Here is a 22,308-nt window from a genome sequence, read left to right as displayed (position 1 = left end):
GGCTTCCGATTCTGGACATGAGAGCCTTCGCGAAGGACGAGTCCGTTGCGGAATCGATTCGCCTCCCGCATGCATGGACAGAGGGAGAGTTCGTTCGGAGCACAGGTCCTGTCAGGCGCCGGCCCGGGCGGTCGGCTGCGGAATGGCCGGCCGAGCGATGCTTCGTGGACTACTCGAGGACAATGAGACTCGCCCCCAACGCGCTATCTGAACTGAATGCGCAGATCGCGCCGTTCCGCATCCCGGCAGTAAAGCGGCGACTTTGGTCAGCCTTTCCTCGCACAAACTGCATATTCGACTTCGACGTAGTGGTTCCATTGAACCCACCCGTCAGCGGTAACAGGCGAAACAGGGGTGGTCGCCGTCCAGCAACGGGCGTCCCCCTCAGCCGCCTCCTGCGACCTATCATGGAGATACCAGCCCTTCCCGTGACGGTCGGCGAAATCGCGAAAGATGCAAACTATCGACCCGTGACGCCATTGGCGAATTCGTCGGGCCACATTGCGAGGCATTTCGCAGCGGCAACGAGCCATTCTCGGGATGTCGGCTCGGACATGGTCCACGCAGGCTCGGCCGTCGTTGCCGTCGAAGTCACCGGCATCATTCCGATGTTTGATCTTCCAATTCCGATGGACCGCTACGTCGTCGGGCCGGTGGAGGTTCTTTCCTTCCGCACGGGGAAGAGGGGGATGTGGGCGCCGCGGCACTACTGGATCGTCGCGATGGAGGAGTCGAGCCAGGCGCGATCCATCGCGCGTGAGCTGCGCATTCACATCCTTCGACTCGCTTCGATCGGCGAATTTCTGAGGCGCTTGATTTGGACTACGTGGGGCTACACTGCCAGGAACTCTCCATTCGCCACATCCCCTGGCCCCGCATTCGACCGCCTTCAACTATCCATCTTAGAGATGTTGAAGAAACTCCGACGCATACGGGTTCCTGGCGTCGGATCAGCCGACAACTTACTGTCCGGGGCATTTTACGCTCATGAGTTCTTAAGTGACCGGTCACTCACGGTGCTAGAGGAGCGTCTTCTCGGCGCGGCCAGGCCGGCGCTGCTGAAGGAACTTGGAGAATTCCTCGCCGAAGAGTCTGACAGAGCTCGGGTTGAGATGATATTGCGGGACTCAAGAGACCGCGGAAACGTCTTGCACATCTATGAGAAGGGTGCCAGGGTGTCCAACTACGACATGCACGGCTCAAATATCGGCGCCGCCGGAGATAATGCACAGGCAAGCAACTTCGTTCAACAGGCCGCCCACAATCCGATTGCCATCGGCGGCCAGACCGTGGATCAATTCGATTTGGTTGCGGAACTTTCTCGGCTTCGTTCGACGATCGCGACATCCCCTGACAGGCAATCCGACTCCGCAGAAGCCGAGGCGGCACTTCTCGACGCTGAGGCAGCCGCACGCAATGGGGACGCAGAAGGCGTACGGCGCAACTTGGCGCGCTGCGGTCGCTGGGTATTGAAGGCGGCGGAGGCCACCGGAATAGCGGTAGCGGCAGCAGCGATAAAGGGCGCGCTTGGCATTTGACACCGGATTTCCGGAGCGGGCCAACTCGCGGCGCTGATTCTGGCGGCGTCCACCCTTGCGGGTGACTGCCTGGGCTGTGGCCCGACGACGCCCTACCGCAAACCATCCGTGCGCTCTTCTGCCTCGTCAGCTCCGCGGTCCCCTGCTCAGGGCCTAGCGCGCGCCCCTGCCAGACCATTCCCAGAGTTTGGCGCATAACCGATCCACGTGTGTACCAAGATCAAATGTGTAGACGATATCTTCCAGATCGATTTGTGGCACCACCTGGCGGGCAATAGCCATCTTGTTGTTCTTTCGCCGAAAGTCTGAGTTGAGATCGGCGATCAAGCGCGGTACATCAGCATAGAGCAGATCGCGCTCCGTGCCAGCGTAACCCCACGCCTTCAGAATCCTCAGCGGGATGTAGTTCTCCAACTCGCGGCCAGTCGTTATCCAGCCAATGTCGCCGTCATGTTCAGCTCTTTTCAGTAAGTGCAGCTTCCTTTCGTCGATCGGGCTGCCACGACGATCCTTGTCGCTATCCATCACATATATCGAATGCCGAGCGATACGTCTCAACGACTCCGCCGCCGAATGCGCCGAACGGACGTTCGTAGCAAGGTGCGAAAGCTGACTCCCGCCATAGGAAACGACTACGAAGTCCCTTCCATACACAAGCCGGCCATTGGACCACAGGTCGATCCACCTGCGAAGGTACAGCCTGTCACTTTGCCCCTCAGTCCAAATTACAGCGTTGGTCTGCAGGAGGTGACTCGCGCGCAGGCCCAGTTCATCGAGCAGCGGACCAAGGCCTCTTTGCTCGATCGGCCTAATGTTTCCATTTACTTCCGACGGCCTGTCTGCTATTTCGAACACTGCCGCCCCACGCTCGAAGAGTGCATTGATCATCACATGCGAATGCGTAGTTATGATCATCTGGCACCGCGAGCTCTGCTCGACCATGAACGTGGCCAGCCGCTCCTGTAGCGATGGATGGAGATAGGCTTCTGGTTCGTCAATAAGGCAGACATCGCTGACGAGAATCTTGTGGCATATCGATAGCAGCGAGCGATACCCTGCGCCGAGAGTCTTCGCCGGCAGCCATTGCCGCTCAAGCTGGAGGGCACCGCCGAGCAACTCGCGATGTTCCTTCATCGGCTTTTCCGGGGGAATCAATTCATCTATGTAACCTAACAGCTCCCTTCCGACGGTCTTCGTTTCATCAAGGGTACCCTCAATCGCCCTCTTGATGGCTTTAAGGCGCGAAACCCGCAATTGATGGCGACGATACTCGGCAGCCGACGGCAAGATCTGCATAGGTAGTCCGTAGACCGGGGCAAATTTCATCGTTGGCAAGTCGAAATAGCTGACCATTTGGTCGATAAACTGGTCCACGCCCACGATCTCTCGGTTCGCCAACATGTCGCGCTCAAGATCGTTGATCGATGGGTCCGACAGGTCCCATTCGCCATGCAGCGAGACCCGAACGTGGCCGAACAACCGCTCTCTCAGAACTGCCAGCTCCGATTCTGCCAGCGCGACGCTCTTCCGCCGATGTCGTCGGCGATCAAACTTGGTGATGGCATCCCCATACTGCACTACATACGAATTCAAGTGACCTGATACTTGAAATCTCGCTATGGCAGCATCATTTTCTGACCACGTGGCCGATAAGCCGTCGGAGCACGGCTCCAGGTCAAGGATGATTGCCTTTCCCTGCGTGGTCCGCACGCCGACTACAGTTCCGTAGACGCTTTTGGCGGCCGAGCCCCGGACGAAGGATTTTATGGGGCTAGACAAGGATGCATCGCCGCGGTGACTGAGAAGTGCGCGCCTGACGACTCGAAGGAACAACGTTGGATCCAGGATCGCAACAGCCGAGATCAGGTTCGTCTTTCCCGCGTTATTTCGGCCGACGAAGACGTTGATCGGGCTGAGCCTCGCGGTCACCTCGTCCAGGTTTCTGAATTCCCTGATCTGGATTCCGTAGAAGGCTTTGCCAGCTCCATGTCCTGTCGACGCCACAGCGCTCTCCTCTGTCAGGGCAGGTCCTGTAGATAGCATCCTGGAACGTCAAGTTGGAGGCGCATCCACACGATCCCATCCCCTCATAGCAGAAGAGTCAAGTCCCTTTTTCGGCGAGTCGGCCGACTGCCGCGAGTGGGATGGTCCGTCGCCCGCCGATCAACGCAGCGACAGCGCCGGTGGCAACCGGACGGAAACTCTCACGCACCGTATTGGCCATCACCGGCGCCGGGGGCGGGCCGAAGTGCATGGTGAGCCCGCGGCACCGCGGGCCCCGTACTTCGAAAGGGTTTGCTCTTGCGCTCCTTCCTTCGCCGCCTCGCCGTGACCGCCCTCCTCGCCCCCGCCGCCGCCGGCGCCATGACGATGATCGCGACCCCGGCCGAAGCCGCACCGGCGAAGGCGTCCGAGCAGGCCCTGCAGACCGAGATCAACCGGCTCACCAACATCGAGCGGACCAGCAACGGCTGCCCGGCCGTGACGGTGAACGCGGCACTCACCAAGGCGGCTCGCGGCCACAGCGGGCACATGGCGCAGACCGGCAGCTTCTCGCACACCGGCCGCGGTGGTTCGCGGTTCGTGGCGCGGGTGAAGGCCGCCGGCTACGCGAAGCCGTCCAGCGAGAACATCGCCTTCGGTTACCAGACCGCGTCGGCGGTGGTCGACGGCTGGATGAAGAGCCCGGGGCACCGCGCCAACATCCTCAACTGCAAGTCCAAGACGGTCGGCGTGGGCGCGGTCTTCTCCGCGAACGGCACCCCGTACTACACCCAGAACTTCGGTTTCTGAGCCCTGTGCACAGCGCGACGCCCCAGCCGGCCCGGCTGGGGCGTCGCGTGTTCTCGCTGTCAGGCGGGCGTGCGCACGTCCGCGAAGGCGCGCAGGATGTCCTCGACGCGGTCCTTGGCGTCACCGAAGAGCATGGCGGTGTTCTCCTTGAAGAACAGCGGGTTCTGCACCCCGGCGTAACCCGAGGCCATCGACCGCTTGAAGACGACCACGTGGTCGGCCTCCCACACCTTCAGCACCGGCATGCCGGCGATGGGGCTTCCCGGGTCCTCGGTGGCGGCCGGGTTGACCGTGTCGTTCGCGCCGATCACCAGCACCACCGAGGTGCCGGACAGATCGTCGTTGACCTCGTCCATCTCCAGGACGATGTCGTACGGCACCCGCGCCTCGGCGAGCAGCACGTTCATGTGCCCGGGCAGCCGGCCTGCGACCGGGTGGATGCCGAACCGGACGTTCACGCCACGGTCGCGCAGCACCCGGGTGAGTTCGGCGACGCCGTACTGCGCCTGGGCGACCGCCATCCCGTACCCCGGCGTGATGACCACCGAGTCGGCGTTGGCGAGCAGGTCGGCGACGCCTTCGGCGTTGATCTCCCGGTGGTCGCCGTACTCCTTGTCCTCGGCCGGCCCGGCCTCGATGCCGAACCCGCCGGCGATCACCGAGATGAAGGACCGGTTCATCGCCTTGCACATGACGTACGACAGGTAGGCGCCCGAGGAGCCGACCAGCGCCCCGGTGACGATGAGCAGGTCGTTCTCCAGCAGGAATCCGGCGGCCGCGGCGGCCCAGCCGGAGTAGCTGTTGAGCATCGACACCACCACCGGCATGTCGCCGCCGCCGATCGAGGCGACCAGATGCCAGCCCAGGGCCAGGGCCACCACCGTGACGGCGATGAGCAGCCACAGGTGCGGGTCGATCACGAACCAGGCGGTGAGCACCGCGAAGACCGCGAGCGCGCCCAGGTTGAGCAGGTTCTTGCCGGGCAGCATCAGCGGGCTCGACTTGATCTTCGCGGAGAGTTTGAGGTACGCGACGATCGAGCCGGTGAACGTCACCGCGCCGATGAAGACGCCGATGAACACCTCGGCGCTGTGGATGCCGAGCATGCGCTGGCCGTCCAGCAGAGCCGCCTCGGCGCCGCCGGGATGCGCCTCGACGTGCAGGTACCCGTTCCAGCCGACCAGCACCGCGGCCAGGCCGACGAAGCTGTGCAGCAGGGCGATCAGCTCCGGCATTCCGGTCATCTCGACCTTCGCGGCCCGGTAGAGGCCGATCGCGGCCCCGATCAGGGTGGCCACGACGAGCAGGGCCAGACCGATGCCGCTGATCTTGTTGTCGATCGCCAGCGCCACGGTCGCCACCAGGGCCACCGCCATGCCGGCGATGCCGAACGTGTTGCCCGACTTCGCGGTCTCGTGCCTCGACAGGCCGGCCAGCGCCAGGATGAAGAGCAGGGCAGCGACGATGTACGCGGCCTGCGCCGCCGTTTCGATGGTCATCCGGTCAGCTCCTCGAGAACATGGCGAGCATGCGGCGCGTGACCGCGAAGCCACCGAAGACGTTGATGCTGGCCAGCAGGATCGCCACGAAGCTGAGCCCGGTCACCAGGTTGTCGCTGTGCCCGAGCTGGAGCAGGGCGCCGACCACGATGATCCCGGAGATCGCGTTGGTGACCGACATCAGCGGGGTGTGCAGGGCGTGGTGCACGTGCCCGATCACGTAGTAGCCGATCACGATGGCCAGCGCGAAGACCGTCAGGTGCCCGCGCAGCGCTTCCGGCGCCAGGGCCGTGAGCAGGAAGAGCGCGGCCGCTCCGGCGCCGATCGCGACGAGCGGGTTCCGCTTCTTCGTCTCCGGCTTCGGCGGCGCCGTCACCGGTTTCTCGGCCACGGGCGCCGCGGACACCGCGACCTGGGGCGGCGGCCAGGTGAGTTCGCCGTCGCGGACCACGGTGATCCCGCGCTGCACCACGTCGTCGAAGTCGAGCACGAGTTGGCCGTCCTTGCCCGGCGTCAGCAGCTTCATCAGGTTCACCAGGTTGGTGCCGTAGAGCTGTGAGGCCTGGGCGGGCAGGCGCCCGGGCAGGTCGGTGTAGCCGATGATGGTGACGCCGTTCGCGGTGACGACCACCTCGCCGGCGACCGTGCCCTCGACGTTGCCCCCGTTGGCGGCGGCCATGTCGACGATCACGCTGCCCGCCCGCATGCTGGCCACCATGTCTGCGGTGATCAGTCGCGGGGCCGGCCGGCCGGGGATCAGCGCGGTGGTGATGATGATGTCGACGTCGCGGGCCTGGTCGGCGTAGAGCCGCGCGGCCCGGTCGTTGTAGTCGTCGGACATCTCCTTGGCGTAGCCCGTGGCCGAGACCTCCACGTCGGCGGCCTCGACCGAGAGGTACTCACCGCCGAGTGACCGGACCTGGTCGGCGACCTCCGGCCGGGGGTCGGTGGCCCGGACGATCGCGCCAAGGCTACCGGCCGCGCCGATGGCCGCGAGACCGGCCACACCGGCGCCCGCGACCAGCACCTTCGCGGGCGGGACCTTGCCGGCGGCGGTCACCTGACCGGTGAAGAACCGGCCGAAGGCGTGCGCGGCCTCGACGACCGCGCGGTACCCGGCGATGTTGGCCATCGACGACAGCACGTCGAGTGACTGGGCCCGGGAGATCCGGGGCACCGCGTCCATCGACAGCGCGGTGATCGGACGGCGGGCCAGGTCCTCGACCAGTTCCGGGTCCAGGCGCGGGTTGAGCATGCCGATCAGCGTGGTGCCCTCGGCCAGTTTGCCGAGCTGTTCCGCCGGTGGCGGGTTGATCGAGAACACGACGTCGGCCGCGAGCGGATCACCGATCGTCGCGCCGGCCTGGGCATAGGCCTCGTCGGAGAACGAGGACTCGGCACCGGCGCCGGCCTCCACCACTACCTGATATCCCAGTTTGGCCAACTGCTCCACGGTGGCGGGCGTGGCAGCCACGCGTCGCTCACCCGGATCCGGGTCCCTCAGTACACCGATGATCACCGTCGACTCCTCGGTAGATGTTGACCATGGAAACGGCGGGGCGGGGCCGCCGGTTCAATACGCCGGGTGATTGTTACTCACCAGTACGCAGATATCCAGGGTCTTCCCACACCGTCTCACGGCAACCCGCCCGCCACCATCACGCACCGCATCGGCGATCACCGCTACCGGGGGCCGGTCGAAGAGAACAGTGAGCCCGCGGCACCGCGGGCCTCGTACGACGAAAGGGTCTGCTCTTGCGCTCCTTCATCCGCCGCATCGCCGTCGCCGCCATCCTCGCTCCCGCGGCCGTCGGCGCCGCCTCGATGATCGCGTCCCCGGCCGAAGCAGCGCGGGCGAAGGTCTCCGAGGAGGTCCTGCAGACCGAGGTCAACCGCCTCACCAACATCGAGCGGACCAAGCACGGCTGCCCGGCCGTCACCGTGAACGCGCAGCTCACCCAGGCCGCCCGCGGCCACAGTGGCTGGATGGCGCAGACCGGCACCTTCTCGCACACCGGCAGCGGCGGCTCAACCTTCACCACCCGGGCACAGGCCGCCGGTTACGCCAGCGCGTCGGGTGAGAACGTCGCCTTCGGTTACCGCGACGCCGCCCAGCTCGTCAACGGCTGGATGGGCAGCCCGGGCCACCGCGCCAACATCGTCAACTGCCGGTCCACCACCGTCGGGGTCGGCGCGGTCTACGCCGTCGACGGAACCGCGTACTACACCCAGATCTTCGGCTACTGAGCCGACGAACCCTCGTCAGCTCCGAGCGGGCGACCCCCCTCGCCAGCTCGTGAGCCGGTGACGCCCTTCCCGGCTCCGAGCCGATGACCGCGATGCCCCAGCCGATCCCCCTGCGGCTGGGGCATCGTCATGTCCGCGCTCGGCTGGCGCCCCGTCGCGAGTGACCATGATCGATCCAATACATCGATCCTTAACACGATCGTCCATCGCTTGCCTCATTCGCCACCGTCGCTCTATCCTCCAAACTCAAGCAGGAGGAAAGCGCTTTCCTGCATCTCGACGGCGGTCATCCCCGAATCCGACCGCCGGCCGTCCCCATGCGCGCACCCCGATGCGCGAGACGAAAACAGGTGAAGCGAGATGAGACGATCAGTCGCACTGCGACTCTCCGCAGTGGCCGGCGTCGCCGGCGTGGCCGGGGCGATCGCCCTCGGCCTGCCCCAGCAGGAGGCCTCAGCCGCGGCCGGTGGCGTCACCGGGTACGCCACCCAGAACGGCGGAACCACCGGCGGCGCCGGCGGAGCCACGGTCCGGGCCAGCACCGGCACCCAGATCCACGCCGCCCTGTGCAACCGGGCCGCCACCAGCACGCCGATCATCATCGAGGTCCAGGGCACGATCAACCACGGCAACACCACCAAGGTGTCTGGCAGCAGCTGCAACACCGCCGCCGACGTGATCGAGCTCAAGAGCATCAGCAACGTCACGATCGTCGGCGTCGGCAGCGGCGCGACCTTCGACCAGCTGGGCATCCACATCCGGGACTCCAGCAACATCATCATTCAGAACGTGACGGTCAAGAACGTCAAGAAGTCGGGCTCCCCGCTCTCCAACGGCGGCGACGCGATCGGCATGGAGAGCACCGTCCGCAACGTCTGGGTCGACCACGCCACCCTGGAGGCGTCCGGCGGCGAGTCCGCGGGCTTCGACGGCCTGTTCGACATGAAGAACGACGTCGAGTACGTGACGCTGTCCTACAGCATCCTGCGCAACTCCGGCCGTGGCGGGCTGGTCGGGTCGAGCGAGACCGACACCGGCAACAACTTCCTCACGTTCCACCACAACAGATACGAGAACATCGACTCGCGGACGCCGTTGCTCCGCGGGGCCACCGCTCACATGTACAACAACCACTACTTCAACCTCAGAGAGTCGGGCATCAACTCGCGCGCCGGCGCCAAGGCCAAGGTGGACAACAACTACTTCGAGGACTCCAAGGACGTCCTCGGCACCTTCTACACCGACGCGGCAGGGTACTGGCAGGTCTCCGGCAACGTCTTCGACAACGTGACCTGGTCGGCGCCCGGCACCGACAACAAGCCGGCAGGCCCGAACGTCACGTCGAACACCACCGTCAGCATCCCCTACGCGTTCAGCTTGGACGGCGCGTCCTGCGTGCCCGCCCTCGTCGCCGCGACCGCCGGCGCCAACAAGGGCCTCGCCGTGTCGAACGGCAGTTGCTCGGCGACCGCCGGCCCTACCGGCGGCCCGTCGACCAGCCCGTCCACATCGGCCGGCCCGTCCACTCCGGCCAGCCCCTCCCCGTCGGCCAGTCAGCCCTCCGGCGCCAACCTGAGCATCGGGGCGGGCGCTGACGGGTCCAGCAAGGCCAGCGGCACCAGTTACGGCAACGTGAAGGACGGCAGCCTCTCCACGATCTGGTCCCCGAACGGCGCGACCGGCGACATCTCGATCAAGTGGAGCGCGGCAACCCGGGTTGCGAAGATCAACATCCGCGAGGCGTCCGGCTCGTCGATCGGCTCCTACCAGGTCCTCAACGGCGCCACCGGCGCGGTGCTGGCCTCCGGCACCGGCGGCGGTGTGATCAGCTTCCCGGCCACCTCGACAACCAAGATCACCTTCAAGATCACGGCCTCCTCCGGTACGCCGAAGATCGCCGAGTTCGAGACCTACGCCTCCTGACCCCGGCCGCCCGCACTTCCCGCCGCGTGGTTCCTCCCACGTGAACCAGACCGCCTGATCCGCGCGCCGCCCGGTCTTCCACGGTCCGGGCGGCGCGCCGCGCCCGCCGCAGCAGAGACCGGCCCGGCAGTGACCACCGAGCACGGCGACTCCCGGCTGCCACCCGCCGTCTCGTCTCCGGCTCAGCCAGCGGTGGCCGCACGGCCTTCGCGAACCAGCGCGAACCCGAACGCCGCGGTGGCCACCGAGAACAACACGATCGGCGGCGATGGCAGCAGCGCCACCGCCAGCCCGAGCATCAGCACGGACGCGACCAGGCCGATCAGGACCGCGGGGCGGGTCCGTCCCGTGGACGACGAGAGCCGCCCGATGTACAGCAGCAGCACCCCGACCGTCACGATCGCCGCCCCCATCGCCAGGCTGATGCCCTGCATCACCTCGTAACTGGTCCGCGAGACCCCGCCGAGGTTCATGACCTGGCCCCGGAGCACGGCGTCGACGCGCTCCTCTTCGAGGCTCGGGGACAGTCGCATCGCGACGTCCAAGATGCTGTGGCCCGTGCCGCAGACGATCCACGACCAGGCTCCGATGCGAAACGCGAGGGCTGACTGCATGGCGAGACTCCGTTGACTGCCGACGACAAATGCAGGCGTAGTAAACACTACAGGTGTAGCATCTGGCCATATGAGTGCACGTGACCCCGCTCGCAAACAGGCCCTGACCGACGCCGCGTTCGGCATCGTCGGCGAGACAGGGCTGCGGGCGCTCACCCACCGGGCCGTCGACGTCGCCGCCGGCCTACCTTCCGGCACCTGCAGCTACCACTACCCCACCCGTCAGGCGCTACTGGCCGCCGTCCTACACCGGATCGCCGAGCTCGACCGGGCCGACCTCGACGCGGCGCTGGCCGGCCGCACGGTCACCGACTTCGACGCCGCCGCCCTGATCGAAGACGGCACCCGCATGCTCGCCCACTGGCTCGGCCCCGCCCGAGCCCGCAGCCGGGCCAGAATGCTCCTGATGCTCGACCCGCAGACCCGGGAACTGACCACGGCGACCGCCGCGGCCATCGCCGCCGACCTCGAAGCCCTGGCGACGGCCGTCTTCGGCGACCCCGAACACGGCAGCATGCTGATCGCGCTCGTCGACGGCATCGTCGTCGACGAGCTCACTCACGGCCGCGAGCCCGTCGACACCCGGCGCCTCCGTGCCCGCTTCGGCGCGATCGTCGGGCTGGCCCTCCGCCCAGCGCCCGACCAGCGCGCCACCCCGCTACCGCAGACATGACCGCCTCGCCACGGCTGACCGGTTTCGCGGTCTCCCACTGGGGCGACGATCCGTGGGCGCGGGGCTCGTGGAGCCTGATCGGGCGCGACGGCACCCCGCAGGACCGGGTGAACCTCGGGACACCCGTCGGCGATCGCCTGCTGATCGCCGGCGAGGCGACCCATCCGACACGGGCCGGCATGACCCATGGCGCGTACGAACAAGGCGTCGCCGCCGCTCTCTGGGCCGCGGACCTCGGGCATTCCCGCGTCGCCGTGGTCGGCGCCGGCATGGCCGGCCTCGCCGCCGCCCGAACCCTCGCCGGCCGCGGCGTGCAGGTGCGGATCCGGGAGGCCCGCGACCGGATCGGCGGGCGCACCGCCGGCGTCGACGTTGCGGGCGCCGCCTTCGACCTGGGGGCCAACTGGCTCCAGCAGTACGACGACAACGTCCTGGCCCGCCTCGCCGAATCCCTCGGCCTGCGGACGGTGCCGACCGATTTCCACGATCCACTGGTGCTGGGCGGCCCCGTTCCCATCGCCCCGGGCGGTCCTCTGACGCCGAGGGCCATCGAGATCGAGTTGCGGGCACGACTCGATGCCTCGCCGGTCGGGGCCGGCATCGCGGAGGTGCTCGACGTCTGGCTGCGGGACCTGGAGTCGTCGGATGCCGAGGCGGTCCGCCGGTTCGTGGACGCCGAGATCGTGATGGACTCCGGCGCACCGCTGTCGTGGCTCAGCGCCCGCCACGGTTTCGAGCCCGGCGTCGGTGAGGGCGACCGGTGGATCGTCGGCGGTTACCGGCTGCTGGCCGAGCATCTCGCCGAGGGCCTCGACGTGCGGCTCGGCCGCCCGGTGCGCGGCATCAGCGTCGACGTCGACGGGGTGACCCTGACCGGCGACGGGAACCCGCAGCGCGCCGACGCGGTGATCGTGACAGCGCCTCTGGGTGTGCTCTCCGGGGGTGGGATCACGTTCGAGCCACCGCTGCCGGCACCCCATCGTGACGCCCTGTCACGGCTCGGCATGGGGCGGGTGGAGAAAGCGGTGCTCCGCTTCGACCGCCGTTTCTGGCCGGAGCACCCGGCCGGCTATCTCCGGGTGCACGGGCCACGGGAGAACTGCGTCAGCGAGTGGCTCGACGCCACCGCGGCCGACGGCCGCCCGACCCTGGTCGGGCTGTTCGCCGGCCCATGGCTGGACGAGTTGTGGACCGGCCCCGACGCCGCCACAGCGGAGCGTGTCGCGGCCGTCATCAGGGGGGCCGCGCTCGCCGGGCCACACCGAGCCGACACCCGCTGAGCCGACGAGGCCGTCCGATGGTTTCGGTCGCTGCCCGGCGCCCGGTGGAGGATCACGCGGGCAGCGACCGGGGCGGGGTCAAGGCAGCAGGGCGGCCAGGTCGGGCTTCTTGGGCAGCAGGCCGTCGGTGACGGCCAGGTCCGCGAGCTTCTCGACCGAGGGGCGGTTGATCTCGGCCGGCCACTTCGGCAGGACGAGGCCTTCCCGGACCTCGGGCTCGATCTTGGTGTAGGTGCTGAGGACGGTGCGGACCTCGTCCGGGTGAGCGTCGGCGTACGCCAGGGACTTCTTCAGCGCCACGGTGAAACGCCGGACCAGGTCGGGGTCGCTGGCGACCAGGTTCTTCGAGGTGAAGTACATCGCGACGGTGAGTTCGGGCGCGGTGTCGACATAGCTGGACGCGATCTTGCGGAACCCGGCGGCGACCGCGGACTGCTGGAACGGCTCGACCACGAAGATCGCGTCGACCCGGCTCTCCTGCAGCGCCGGCACCTGCTCGGGGAATCCCAGCTCGGTGAACTTGACCTGGGCGGCGTCACCGCCGTCCTTGCGGACCGATTCCCGCACCGTCGTCTCGACGATGTTCTTCAGGGTGTTCGCGGCGACCGTGCGCCCGGCCAGGTCCTTCGGCGACTTGATCGGGCTGTCGGCGCGGACGAAGAGCCCGGCGAAGTCCTTGCCGTCGACCCCGGTCGAGTTGTTGCCGTTCGAGACGACCTTGATCGGCACGTCGCGGGCGGCGGCGAGCATCAGCGAGATGCTGTTGCTGAACCCGAACTGATACTCCGCGCTGAGCACGCCCGGCACGATGGCCGCGCCGCCCTGTGCGGTGTTCAGCGAGAGGTCGATGCCCTCCGCCTTGAAGAAGCCCTTGTCCTTGCCGAGGTAGATGGGCGCGACGTCGACGATCGCGATGACGCCGGCGCTGACCCTGTCGAGCTCGCCCGCCCCGCGTTTGGACTTGGCACCCGGATCATCAGTGCACCCGGCGACCAGCAGCAGCACTCCGGCCAGTGCCGCGAGCAGGCGCGATCGTCGCATTTCGGAACCCCATTCCCCCGGTCAACCTCACCGCAACGTAGACGCGCCATTCGCGTACGTCAATGCGGAGATTGTCGTACGCTCCGCGCCGCACCGAACAGCGGGGTCGTGATCTTGTGGCTATGGTCACCGGCATCCGCGCCGGCCCACGCTGCGGGCAATCTACGTGATCGACGGTAGGCTATCGCGCAGCCGGTCGAACGCCTTGGGCGACGAGACCCCGTCCAGCGCATTCACGATGGTCAGCGCACACTCGGCCGGAGTGGCGGTGGTGGTGTCCACGGCGATGTCGCGGTCGCCGTGCGCGTAGACGAGTCCCTGCGAGCGGGCGAGCCCGACCGGCCGGTCGCCGCGGGCGCGTTCCCGGCGATCCAGTTCCGCCGGCGAACACCGGACCTCGACGAGCGTCACGTCGTACCCCGCGAGGGTTCGCAGCAGGTCGTCCAGACGCCACCGCTCGCTCAGCGGGTAATCCATGATCACGTCGTTGCCCGCGGAGGCCAGCCCGGCCACGGCACGGTGGTAGCCGGCCCTCGTGCGTCGGAGCATGTCGTCGATACCGGCGTCGTCGAGCACCCGGGTGTGGACGGTGGAGCGCATCGCCCCGAGACCGTCGACGGGGAAGAAGAACCACGGGTCGGCGAGCAGCGGGAGCAGGGCCAGGCCGATGCTGCTCTTGCCGGAGCTCGAGGCGCCGTTGAGCAGGATGATCCGGCCGTCTCGGTCAGAATCCACGCCCGCACCCTAGCGAGACCTCACGGCGCGGTTAGCAGGGAGCGCAGCAGGCGGACCAGTTCACCGACGGCGGGGTGGGTCGGCGGGGAACGCCAGGCGATGTGCAGGCCGAGCGGCTCGGCGTCGGTCAGCGGGACGTAGGTGACCGCCGGATGCGGGTACATGGCGGCGGTCGCGACGCTGGTGACGCCGACCGCGCGCCCGGCCGTCACGGCGGCGAGCCAGTCGTCGGTGTTGGCCACCTCGACCGTGCCGGCCGGCGCGGCGTCCGCCGGCCAGAGGTCCAGGCCGGTGGTGCCCGTCACCGTGTTGATCGCGATGGGCCATCCGGCCAGGTCGGCGAGGGCGACGCGGGGACGGCGGGCGAGATCGCTGTCGGCCGGCACGGCGGCCACCCGCGCCTCGGTGACCAGCAGTTCGGTCTGCGCGCCCGCGATCCGGCCCGGGTCGCGAAGTATGGCGGCGTCGGTCTTTCCGCTGCTCAGACCTCCTGTGCGGTCATCGACCCGGAGCAGGCGCAGCGGGATGTCCGGGTGGGTCCGGTCCCAGGCCCGCAGCAGGCGGCCGGTGTGCTCGCCCAGCGCCGACCAGGCGTGCCCCAGGCGCAGCGGCCCGGCGCCGGCCCGCGCCGGGTCGAGGACGTCGTCGACGGCCGCCACCGCGGCGGCCGCGCGGTCCCGGAACGCGATGCCCGCCGGGGTGAGCCGCAGATGGTGGGTCGAGCGGTCGGCCAGACCGACGCCGAGGTGGGTCTCCAACTGCCGGAGAGTGCGCGACAGGGCGGGCTGCGTCACGTGCAGCCGGACCGCCGCGCGGGTGATGCTGCCCTCGGCGGCGATCGCCAGGAACGCGCGGAGGTGCCGCAACTCGACGGTCATGACCGGCGAGCATAACCACAGCCGGTTCTGGCATTTCCACGCCGGATCACCGGCCGGTTAGCGTCGGGCCGTGACGTCGATGGGTAGCGGACTGGTCCTCGGCGCCGCCCTGTCGGTGCAGTTCGGGTCGGCGGTGGCGGCGCTGCTGTTCCCGCGTGCCGGGGCGGCCGGGGTCGTCACGCTGCGGCTCACGATCGCCGCGATCGTGCTGCTGCTGGTGTGCCGGCCGCGGCTGCGCGGTCACCGGCGCGACGACTGGCTCGCGGTCGCCGGGCTCGGGGCCGCGATGGCCGGCATGAACACGCTGTTCTACCAGGCCATCGACCGGATTCCGCTCGGCCCGGCGGTCACCCTCGAAGTGCTCGGCCCGCTGACTCTGTCGGTGCTCACCGCTCGCCGGGCGGTGAGCTGGCTGTGGGCGGCGCTCGCGCTGGCCGGAGTGATGCTGCTGGGCTACCAGGGCTTCGACCGGCTCAACCTCGCCGGGGCGGGCTTCGCGCTGGCCGCGGGCCTGATGTGGGCGGCGTACATCGTGTTCAGCGCCCGCACCGGCCGCCGCTTCCCGAAGGCCGACGGGCTCGCCCTCGCGATGGCCGTCAGCGCGGTGCTCACGCTGCCGCTGGGCGTGGTCGACGCCGGCGCCGCCCTGCTGGACCCGGTCGTCCTCGGCCTCGGCGCCGTCGTGGCGACCATGTCGTCGGTGGTGCCGTACACGTTCGAGCTGCTGGCGCTGCGGCGGATCCCGACGTCGACGTTCGCCGTGCTGATGAGCCTGGGGCCGGCCGTCGCCGTGCTCGCCGGCTTCGCCGTCCTCGACCAGCGGCTCACCCCGCTGGAACTGCTGGCCGTCGCCCTCGTGATCGTCGCCAGCGCGGGGGCGGTCCACGGCGCCGCAGGCCCGGCGCCGGCGCGGACCATCCCCGTGACGGCGTGAGCCCGGCGCGGAATCGGCCCCGCGACGGCGAGAGCCCGGCGCCCACCCGGGCCGTGTGATCGCGCCTTGCCCGGCCGACCGCATGACGCCACGGTCGCTGCGGTTCCGATCGCCGGGACGGCGAAAGTGTCATACCCCGGAGGCACGATGTCGGCGTGACAGCTTCCGCTGGTGACCTCCTCGCCGCCGTCGTGGCGCGTGCCGTGGCCGATTTCGCGGGTCACAACGCGTTCGTGCGCGGCGGCAGCGCGGTCCACGCGGTCGCGACCGTGCGATGGCTCGGTGAGTTCGAGGTGCCGGCTCCGCTGTGTCACGTCGGGGTCAGCGGCGGCGAGCTCGCCGCTCTGCGTCCCACCACCGCCCCGGTGACCTGCCGCCGCTGCCTGCGGCGCCAGGGCGCCGACGAGGCCGTCGGCCTTTCGCTCAGCGAGCAACTCACCCTCTTCCCGGCCCGCCGATGACCGAGAGGACCCCGCGGTGGTCCCGCACCCATCCCACTTCCGAGCCGCTAGAACACCCCCCGGGGGTAGGGGCCCAGCCAGACCCCGCCGCAGCACCGGGTCGTGCACCGCGCCTTCGTCACGCCGGGTCGTGGCCCTCACCTCCGCGGCACGGGGTCGTGCGTCTCGCCTCCGCCGGCTGCCGCGCCGGAACGAGCACTGACCGGGCCTCGCCCTACGATGTGCGGCGTGAGTGAGCCGGCGGTCCTCTTTCTGACGTGCGGTCTGCCGGGCAGTGGCAAGACGACACTGGCGCGGGAGCTGGAGGAGCGGCACGGGGCCCTGCGGCTGACCGCCGACGAATGGCTCCGATGGCTGCATCCGGAGCTCGCCGAGTCCGAGCTGGACCTGCTGCGGGACCGGATGGAGTCACTCCAGTGGGCGACCGCGCTACGGGTGCTGTCGATGGGCCGCAACGTCGTGCTCGACTGGGGGCTCTGGGCCCGGGAGGAACGTGACCGCTACCGCACCGAGGCCCGGCAGATCGGCGCCCGGGTGGTGCTGTGCCTGCTCGAACCGTCGAAAGAGGAGCTGCTCGCCAGGATCGCGCGGCGGAACGCGGCACTGCCGGCCGGCGCTTTCCGGATCGGCGCGGACGAGTTCGAGCAGGCCTGGGAGTTCTTCCGCCAGCACCGGCCGACCCCGCCTGAGCTGGAGCTTTTCGACCCGCCGCCGTGATGGCGGGCGAAACCGTTCAACTCAGCGCCGCCCGGTTTTCGACCCGCCGCCGTGATGGCGGGCGAAACCGTTCAGCTCAGCGCCGTCCGTACCCCCAGGGTGATAAGGGTGGCGGCGGTGATCCGCCGCATCGTGCGCGTGAAGCGGGCGGTGAGCCGGGCGGGCCCGGCCCGGGTGATCACGACGGCCCAGCCGCCCAACCAGACGGCGACCAGCAGGGACTGCGCCAGCGCCAGCGTCAGGATCTGGGGCCACAGTGCCCGGCCGGGGTGCACGAACTGCGGCACCAGGGTCACGAAGATCAGCGCCGCTTTCGGGTTGAGAACGTTGCCGAGCAACGCCTGCAGGAAGGCGCCACGGCCGGCCACCTGCGCCGGGGCACGTTCCACGGTGCGGCCGGAGGCTCCCGCGGCACGCCAGGTCCACAGGCCCAGCCCGATCAGATAGGCCGCCCCGGCGATCCGCAGCGCGGTGAACGCCCACCCCGCGTGCAGGATCACGGCGGACAGCCCGGCCGCGGCCAGCGTGGCGTGGACCTGCAACCCGGTGACGGTCCCGAGGATCACCGGCACGGCGGCCGGCGCGCCCGCGCCGCCGGTCACGTGCCGGACCAGCAGGGTGAAACTGGCTCCTGGCGTGGCGATCATCGGAAAGACCGCTACCAGGAACCCGGCGACCAGCCCGGCCGTCACAGGACGTTACGGAAGTGCGTCACGATGCTCCGCTCGTGGACGAGGTGGAAGGCGACACCCGGTGGCTGGCCGAGGTCGGCGATCTCCCGGCCCTCCCAGGGCATCCGCAGCGTCCAGGTGACGGCCGGCCCGACGATCACCGGGCGGCCGGCGAAGGTCGCGGCGGCCGCGGTATGGGCGTGGCCGGTGATCAGGGCGATGACCTGCGGGTGCCGGTCGAGGAGGGCGGCCAGCGCGGGGCGGCCGCCGAGGGGGTACGAGTCGGGCAGCGGATGGTGCACGTCCACCGGCGGATGGTGGAAGGCCAGCACCGCGGGCCGGCCGGTGAGGGTCGCCTCGATCCAGTCGAGGGTCTCCGGGGCGAGCAGTCCGTCGTCCGCACCGGGAATGGTGGAGTCGCACATCAGGATGCTGATCCCGCCGATGTCGGCGGCACGGTTGACCGGGGTCTCCGCGGCCGTCTCGCGGAGCAGCACCTCGCGCCAGGGGCCACGCCGGTCATGGTTGCCGGGCGCGGTGAGCACCGGGAACGGCAGGTCGAGGAGTTTCGCCGCCTCCTCGTACTCGGCGACGGCCGCATGGTCGGCGACGTCGCCGGTGACGAGCAGCGCGTCCGGTGGCCGCGGCAGCGAACGCAGATAGCCGACGGTGCGGGCGGCCCGCTCACTGGTGCGCGCCGTGCCGTCGAGGTGCAGGTCACTGATCTGAGCCAGCAGAACCACGGGGTCTCCCATCACATCAATCTAACGGCAAAGTACACGTTTTCCGTTAGGCGGGCGGGCGGTAGTCTCATCACGTGATCTCCGACCTGGCGTTCGAGCTGGCGGGCACCATCCATCACGACGGGCACGGCGGCGTCGCCGACGACCTCACCTCACCTGCCGCCCTCACCGCATGGGTGCGCGACCGAGCCGCCCTGTTCAACGACCGCGCCGCCCTGCTCGGCGACCGGGCCGGGGACCGGCCCGACGGCTCCCTCACCGACCGGGCCGAGGGCTGGGCGGGCGACTTCGACGCCGACGAGGCATCCCACCGTGCGGTCCTCGGTCTGCGTGCGGCGATCCGGAGCCTTTTCGGGTACGCCGTAAGCCCCACCCCACCCAGCAGAGCCGACGCCGGCCGTCTCCTCCCCCTCGACGAGGCGCTGCGACGGGTCAACGGTGCGGCCTCCGCCGTACCGGTGACCCTCGAACTGGAATGGGAGTCGACCGAAACCGAACCGCTCGCCAGAACCGTCACCGCGCCGTCGACGCCGGAGGCGGCCCTGACCGGCGCCCTGGCCCGCGCGGCGATCGCCTTCCTGACCGGTCCGCACCGCGCGAACCTGCGCGCCTGTTCCGCGCCGCGTTGCGTCCGCTACTTCGTTCGCGAGCACGGCCGGCAGGAGTTCTGCAAGGCGTCGTGCGGCAATCGTGCCCGGGCCGCCCGCCACTACCAGCGCCACCACCCCGCCCAGCCCTGACGCCACACCCCGCGCCCCCGGCCGTAGCCCGCCAACGTCTCCGCCCTTCCGTGACCGGGCTGCGCTACGGCCGAACGGTCCCTGACGGTCCGGCCGTAGCCGAGCCACGCAATGGCCCCGGCGACCCCCGGCCGAGCTACGGCTGGACGGGCGGCGAGCCAGCCGTAGCCCCGGCACCCCCGAGCTGGGCTACGGCCGGGCGGATGGCGGCTCTCGGGGCGCGCCTACGTCCGGTACGGGTACGCCCGGACCGTCGTAGCCGTGGCGAGAGAGCCGTGCCCACCCCAGCGGGACGCCACGACCTTGTAGTTGCGGCACTGCTCGAAGACCAGTTCCTGGGTCCAGCTGGTCTTCCCGGCGAGCCCCCACTGCTGTTCGGTGAAGGCGCTGGGCGCCGGCACGGTCGAGTCGCAGCCGGGCGCCGCGTAGACGTGGTAATCGTGCGCGTCCGCGACGGCGCTCCACCGGACGGTCAGGGTGTACGGCCGGTCGGGGTTCGCCACGACCGTCACGTTCGGCACGTCGGGCATGGGCCGCACGACCGCCGACGCGGTGGGCGACGCCGGGCTCGTCCAGGACGAGCCACGGGTGGCCCGCACCTGGTACTCCATGCGGTGCCCGGCCGGCAGCCAGTCGTCGGTCCAACTGTCCGCGCCGATCTCGTACAGGCCTTTCTCCCAGGCGCCGCCCGTGGTCACGTCCCGTTTCCAGAACTGGTACCCGGTGGCCCCGAACGAGTGCGACCAGCTCACCTTCAGCTTGTCGGCGACTCGGACGGCGGTGATCGACGTGGGTGCGGCCGGGGTCAGCCCGGCGGGCAGCGACGTGGGGATCGCGCCGTACGCCCCGCCGAGCCCGAAGCTGCCGGAGACCCGGTCGGCGAAGGCCTTGGCGATGACGTATTCGCCACGCACGTTGGGGTGCAGTCCGTCGTAGGTGTCGGTGTTCTCGTTGAACGGGCCGTCGATGTCGGCCAGCACGATCGGCGAGGCGCTCGTGGACAGTTGCGGCACCCGGGCCGCGAGGAGCGCGTTGTACTGCGAGATCAGGGCCGGAAGTCCGGGGTTGACGTCGAGCGGGGTGCGGTGCGGCACGTTCCCGATGACGATCCGGATGTTCGGCTTGGCGGCGCGGGCGTTGGCGACGAACGTCTCGAAGTGGCTGATCAGCCCGGGCGCGTCGCTGACTCCCCAGCCGAGGTCGTTGAAGCCGAGCTCGACCAGCAGGTAGTCGGGCGTGTGGCCGCTGACGTTGGCGCCGATCACGTCCTTGGCCTGGTCCATCCGCCAGCCCCACTGGGCGAGGTTGGCGCTGTCGAAGCTGATGCCGGGCCGGTAGGCGCCCGAGTGCGACACCATCGGGTTGGCGTGGTCGGCGTCGAGGACCCGGGTGCCGGTCCACGGGCCGACGAAGTCGGCGGCGACGCCGGACGAGGCCAGGTGCTGCGCGAACCGGTAGCGCCAGGTGTAGTCGCCTTCGGCCCCCTGACTGATGGAGTCACCGACGATCATGATCTTCGTGGTGGCGGCGGAGGCCGGCACCGAAGGGAACAGGGCGACCAGAGTCGCCACCAGAACTGCGCCCAGCAGGCGCGACAGACGTTGCGACACCGCATCTCCCCCGTCAGACATCACCGCACACGGAGACTAACATCGATTTACCCGGGAGTAACCGGGCGCGGGGAAGGCTGCCGAGGGATGCCGGAGCCGACTGTGGACCGCGCCGATCGGCACCCCCGCGCGGCGGCAATCCGGGTGGTCCGGCATATGCCCTGGGGTGCCTGCGGAAAGACTCGGGGCATGGAGATTCCACAGAAGACGCCCGTTCCGCGCTGGGCGGCCGTTCCCGCCGTCCTGATTCCGCTCACCGAGCTGCCCGGCCGGTCCGTGGCGGGTCGCGTCTATCGACGGACGCCAGCGCTCGGTGTACGGTACCGTTTCGTACACCACCTCGGTCGGGAGAAGACATGGCGGGCATCGCGATCATCACCGGAGCGTCCGGCGGCATCGGCTTCCACACGGCGCTGGAGCTGGCGAGACAGGGCATGAGAGTGGTCGTCGCCTCCCGGGAGCGAGACCGTGGCGAGGCGGCCGCGGCCCGCATCCCGAAGGCCGCCTGGCAGGAGCTCGATCTCGCCGACCTCGGCTCGGTCCGGCGGTTCACGCAGCGGTTCCTCGAGGCGCACGACCGGTTGGACCTGCTGGTGAACAACGCCGGGGTGATGGCCGTGCCGCGACGGGAGCTGACCGCGGACGGCTTCGAGCGCCAGTTCGGGGTGAACCACCTCGGCCACTTCGCGCTCACCGGCCTGCTGCTGCCGGTGCTGCCGGTGGGCGCCCGGGTGGTCACCGTCACCAGCAGCCTGCATAAACGCGGACGGATCGACTTCGACGACCTGATGGGTGACCGTCGCTACCGGCAGTTGGGCGCCTACGCCCAGTCCAAGCTGGCCAATGTGCTCTTCGCCCTCGAACTGGGTCGCCGCACGCCGCTGACCAGCGTTCTCGCCCATCCCGGCGTCGCGCACACCGGGCTCGCCCGGACGCCCAGCCCGGTGCGGGCGGCGCTCATCGCTCTCGCGCGCCTGTCGGCGCAGTCCGCCGCGGCCGGCGCGCTCCCCTCGCTCCATGCCGCGACCCATCCGGAGGTCACGACCGGGGAGGCGTACGGTCCGGACGGCATCGCCGAGCGCCGCGGGTACCCGACGCGGGTCGAGGTGTCCGGCCGCGGCCGTGACGAGGACGACGCCCGGCGGCTGTGGGCGATCTCCGAGGACCTGACCGGGGTGCGATACGGTACTTTCGCCGGAGCACAGTGACGT

Annotated in this window: 21 protein-coding genes; 11 read left to right on the top strand and 10 right to left on the bottom strand. The window is 69.2% G+C overall.

Annotated features, from left to right (window positions below; genetic code table 11):
* Positions 1-428 precede the first annotated feature (428 nt).
* On the top strand, positions 429-1,538 hold the full coding sequence (locus QLQ12_RS17065) for a hypothetical protein (protein WP_282761029.1): 1,110 nt from the start codon (positions 429-431) through the stop codon (positions 1,536-1,538).
* Positions 1,539-1,691: 153 nt separating this feature from the next.
* Here the strand turns inward: QLQ12_RS17065 and QLQ12_RS17060 are convergent, their stop codons facing one another.
* Positions 1,692-3,542: an AAA family ATPase gene (locus tag QLQ12_RS17060; RefSeq protein WP_282761028.1), complete on the bottom strand. Its 1,851-nt coding sequence runs from the start codon at positions 3,540-3,542 to the stop codon at positions 1,692-1,694.
* Between the two features lie 297 nt (positions 3,543-3,839).
* Here QLQ12_RS17060 and QLQ12_RS17055 point away from each other — a divergent pair, with 297 nt between their 5' ends.
* Positions 3,840-4,331, top strand: coding sequence for a CAP domain-containing protein (locus QLQ12_RS17055; RefSeq protein ID WP_282761026.1), 492 nt, complete (start codon positions 3,840-3,842; stop codon positions 4,329-4,331).
* Between the two features lie 59 nt (positions 4,332-4,390).
* Here QLQ12_RS17055 and pntB read toward each other — a convergent pair whose 3' ends face one another.
* Together pntB and QLQ12_RS17045 are read right to left on the bottom strand one after the other, a co-directional pair.
* Positions 4,391-5,830 (bottom strand): Re/Si-specific NAD(P)(+) transhydrogenase subunit beta, encoded by a 1,440-nt coding sequence (gene pntB / locus QLQ12_RS17050; protein WP_282761024.1) that lies wholly within the window; start codon positions 5,828-5,830, stop codon positions 4,391-4,393.
* 4 nt (positions 5,831-5,834) lie between these two features.
* Positions 5,835-7,349, bottom strand: a complete 1,515-nt coding sequence (locus tag QLQ12_RS17045; protein ID WP_282761022.1) for a Re/Si-specific NAD(P)(+) transhydrogenase subunit alpha — start codon at positions 7,347-7,349, stop codon at positions 5,835-5,837.
* 236 nt (positions 7,350-7,585) lie between these two features.
* On the opposite strand from QLQ12_RS17045, the gene QLQ12_RS17040 reads away from it, so the two are divergent.
* Together QLQ12_RS17040 and QLQ12_RS17035 are read left to right on the top strand one after the other, a co-directional pair.
* Positions 7,586-8,077 (top strand): CAP domain-containing protein, encoded by a 492-nt coding sequence (locus QLQ12_RS17040; protein WP_282761021.1) that lies wholly within the window; start codon positions 7,586-7,588, stop codon positions 8,075-8,077.
* A 360-nt stretch (positions 8,078-8,437) separates the two neighbouring features.
* Complete coding sequence (locus tag QLQ12_RS17035) at positions 8,438-10,000, top strand: pectate lyase family protein (RefSeq protein WP_282761019.1); 1,563 nt, start codon at positions 8,438-8,440, stop codon at positions 9,998-10,000.
* 182 nt (positions 10,001-10,182) lie between these two features.
* Here QLQ12_RS17035 and QLQ12_RS17030 read toward each other — a convergent pair whose 3' ends face one another.
* The gene (locus QLQ12_RS17030) at positions 10,183-10,614 is read right to left on the bottom strand and encodes an LIC_13387 family protein (RefSeq protein ID WP_282761018.1); all 432 of its coding nucleotides are present in this window, start codon (positions 10,612-10,614) and stop codon (positions 10,183-10,185) included.
* Between the two features lie 70 nt (positions 10,615-10,684).
* Here QLQ12_RS17030 and QLQ12_RS17025 point away from each other — a divergent pair, with 70 nt between their 5' ends.
* Positions 10,685-11,287 (top strand): TetR/AcrR family transcriptional regulator, encoded by a 603-nt coding sequence (locus tag QLQ12_RS17025; RefSeq protein ID WP_282761016.1) that lies wholly within the window; start codon positions 10,685-10,687, stop codon positions 11,285-11,287.
* Complete coding sequence (locus QLQ12_RS17020; RefSeq protein WP_282761014.1) at positions 11,284-12,567, top strand: NAD(P)/FAD-dependent oxidoreductase; 1,284 nt, start codon at positions 11,284-11,286, stop codon at positions 12,565-12,567. The genes QLQ12_RS17025 and QLQ12_RS17020 overlap by 4 nt, the downstream gene beginning before the upstream one ends.
* A 78-nt stretch (positions 12,568-12,645) precedes the next feature.
* Here QLQ12_RS17020 and QLQ12_RS17015 read toward each other — a convergent pair whose 3' ends face one another.
* The 3 genes from QLQ12_RS17015 to QLQ12_RS17005 all read right to left on the bottom strand — a co-directional run bounded on the left by QLQ12_RS17015 (position 12,646) and on the right by QLQ12_RS17005 (position 15,221).
* Positions 12,646-13,608 carry an ABC transporter substrate-binding protein gene (locus QLQ12_RS17015; RefSeq protein WP_282761013.1) on the bottom strand — a complete coding sequence of 321 codons (963 nt, stop codon included), beginning with the start codon at positions 13,606-13,608 and terminating at the stop codon, positions 12,646-12,648.
* 162 nt (positions 13,609-13,770) lie between these two features.
* Positions 13,771-14,343 carry a chloramphenicol phosphotransferase CPT family protein gene (locus QLQ12_RS17010; protein ID WP_282761011.1) on the bottom strand — a complete coding sequence of 191 codons (573 nt, stop codon included), beginning with the start codon at positions 14,341-14,343 and terminating at the stop codon, positions 13,771-13,773.
* Positions 14,344-14,363: 20 nt separating this feature from the next.
* On the bottom strand, positions 14,364-15,221 hold the full coding sequence (locus QLQ12_RS17005) for a LysR family transcriptional regulator (RefSeq protein ID WP_282761010.1): 858 nt from the start codon (positions 15,219-15,221) through the stop codon (positions 14,364-14,366).
* 79 nt (positions 15,222-15,300) lie between these two features.
* Between QLQ12_RS17005 and QLQ12_RS17000 the strand changes: the two genes are divergently transcribed.
* From QLQ12_RS17000 to QLQ12_RS16990, 3 genes are all read left to right on the top strand, one after another.
* Positions 15,301-16,155, top strand: coding sequence for an EamA family transporter (locus tag QLQ12_RS17000; RefSeq protein WP_282761246.1), 855 nt, complete (start codon positions 15,301-15,303; stop codon positions 16,153-16,155).
* 155 nt (positions 16,156-16,310) lie between these two features.
* Positions 16,311-16,616, top strand: coding sequence for a hypothetical protein (locus tag QLQ12_RS16995; protein WP_282761008.1), 306 nt, complete (start codon positions 16,311-16,313; stop codon positions 16,614-16,616).
* A 228-nt stretch (positions 16,617-16,844) separates the two neighbouring features.
* A complete protein-coding gene (locus tag QLQ12_RS16990; RefSeq protein ID WP_282761006.1) occupies positions 16,845-17,333 on the top strand; it encodes an AAA family ATPase in 489 nt (162 codons plus the stop codon).
* 71 nt (positions 17,334-17,404) lie between these two features.
* Here QLQ12_RS16990 and QLQ12_RS16985 read toward each other — a convergent pair whose 3' ends face one another.
* Together QLQ12_RS16985 and QLQ12_RS16980 are read right to left on the bottom strand one after the other, a co-directional pair.
* Positions 17,405-18,025, bottom strand: coding sequence for a LysE family translocator (locus QLQ12_RS16985; protein WP_282761005.1), 621 nt, complete (start codon positions 18,023-18,025; stop codon positions 17,405-17,407).
* Positions 18,022-18,759 carry a metallophosphoesterase gene (locus tag QLQ12_RS16980; protein ID WP_282761004.1) on the bottom strand — a complete coding sequence of 246 codons (738 nt, stop codon included), beginning with the start codon at positions 18,757-18,759 and terminating at the stop codon, positions 18,022-18,024. Before QLQ12_RS16980 ends, QLQ12_RS16985 begins: the two co-directional genes overlap by 4 nt.
* Before the next feature lie 62 nt (positions 18,760-18,821).
* Between QLQ12_RS16980 and QLQ12_RS16975 the strand changes: the two genes are divergently transcribed.
* Complete coding sequence (locus tag QLQ12_RS16975; RefSeq protein WP_282761003.1) at positions 18,822-19,487, top strand: CGNR zinc finger domain-containing protein; 666 nt, start codon at positions 18,822-18,824, stop codon at positions 19,485-19,487.
* Positions 19,488-19,711: 224 nt separating this feature from the next.
* Here QLQ12_RS16975 and QLQ12_RS16970 read toward each other — a convergent pair whose 3' ends face one another.
* Complete coding sequence (locus QLQ12_RS16970; protein WP_282761002.1) at positions 19,712-21,097, bottom strand: SGNH/GDSL hydrolase family protein; 1,386 nt, start codon at positions 21,095-21,097, stop codon at positions 19,712-19,714.
* A 356-nt stretch (positions 21,098-21,453) separates the two neighbouring features.
* Here QLQ12_RS16970 and QLQ12_RS16965 point away from each other — a divergent pair, with 356 nt between their 5' ends.
* Positions 21,454-22,305, top strand: coding sequence for an oxidoreductase (locus QLQ12_RS16965; RefSeq protein WP_282761001.1), 852 nt, complete (start codon positions 21,454-21,456; stop codon positions 22,303-22,305).
* Positions 22,306-22,308 lie beyond the last annotated feature (3 nt).

Source organism: Actinoplanes sandaracinus (assembly GCF_030009775.1).
GTDB classification, from domain to species: domain Bacteria; phylum Actinomycetota; class Actinomycetes; order Mycobacteriales; family Micromonosporaceae; genus Actinoplanes; species Actinoplanes sandaracinus.
This window is presented reverse-complemented; position numbering and strand designations above follow the sequence as displayed.

Excerpts from the sequence above, each read along its gene's own strand:
- QLQ12_RS16965 (WP_282761001.1), top strand. The coding sequence starts at position 21,454 with ATGGCGGGCATCGCGATCATCACCGGAGCGTCCGGCGGCATCGGCTTC.
- QLQ12_RS16980 (WP_282761004.1), bottom strand. The coding sequence starts at position 18,759 with ATGGGAGACCCCGTGGTTCTGCTGGCTCAGATCAGTGACCTGCACCTC.
- QLQ12_RS17005 (WP_282761010.1), bottom strand. The coding sequence starts at position 15,221 with ATGACCGTCGAGTTGCGGCACCTCCGCGCGTTCCTGGCGATCGCCGCC.
- QLQ12_RS17035 (WP_282761019.1), top strand. The coding sequence starts at position 8,438 with ATGAGACGATCAGTCGCACTGCGACTCTCCGCAGTGGCCGGCGTCGCC.
- pntB (WP_282761024.1), bottom strand. The coding sequence starts at position 5,830 with ATGACCATCGAAACGGCGGCGCAGGCCGCGTACATCGTCGCTGCCCTG.
- QLQ12_RS17030 (WP_282761018.1), bottom strand. The coding sequence starts at position 10,614 with ATGCAGTCAGCCCTCGCGTTTCGCATCGGAGCCTGGTCGTGGATCGTC.
- QLQ12_RS17000 (WP_282761246.1), top strand. The coding sequence starts at position 15,301 with ATGGGTAGCGGACTGGTCCTCGGCGCCGCCCTGTCGGTGCAGTTCGGG.
- QLQ12_RS17015 (WP_282761013.1), bottom strand. The coding sequence starts at position 13,608 with ATGCGACGATCGCGCCTGCTCGCGGCACTGGCCGGAGTGCTGCTGCTG.
- QLQ12_RS17025 (WP_282761016.1), top strand. The coding sequence starts at position 10,685 with ATGAGTGCACGTGACCCCGCTCGCAAACAGGCCCTGACCGACGCCGCG.
- QLQ12_RS17020 (WP_282761014.1), top strand. The coding sequence starts at position 11,284 with ATGACCGCCTCGCCACGGCTGACCGGTTTCGCGGTCTCCCACTGGGGC.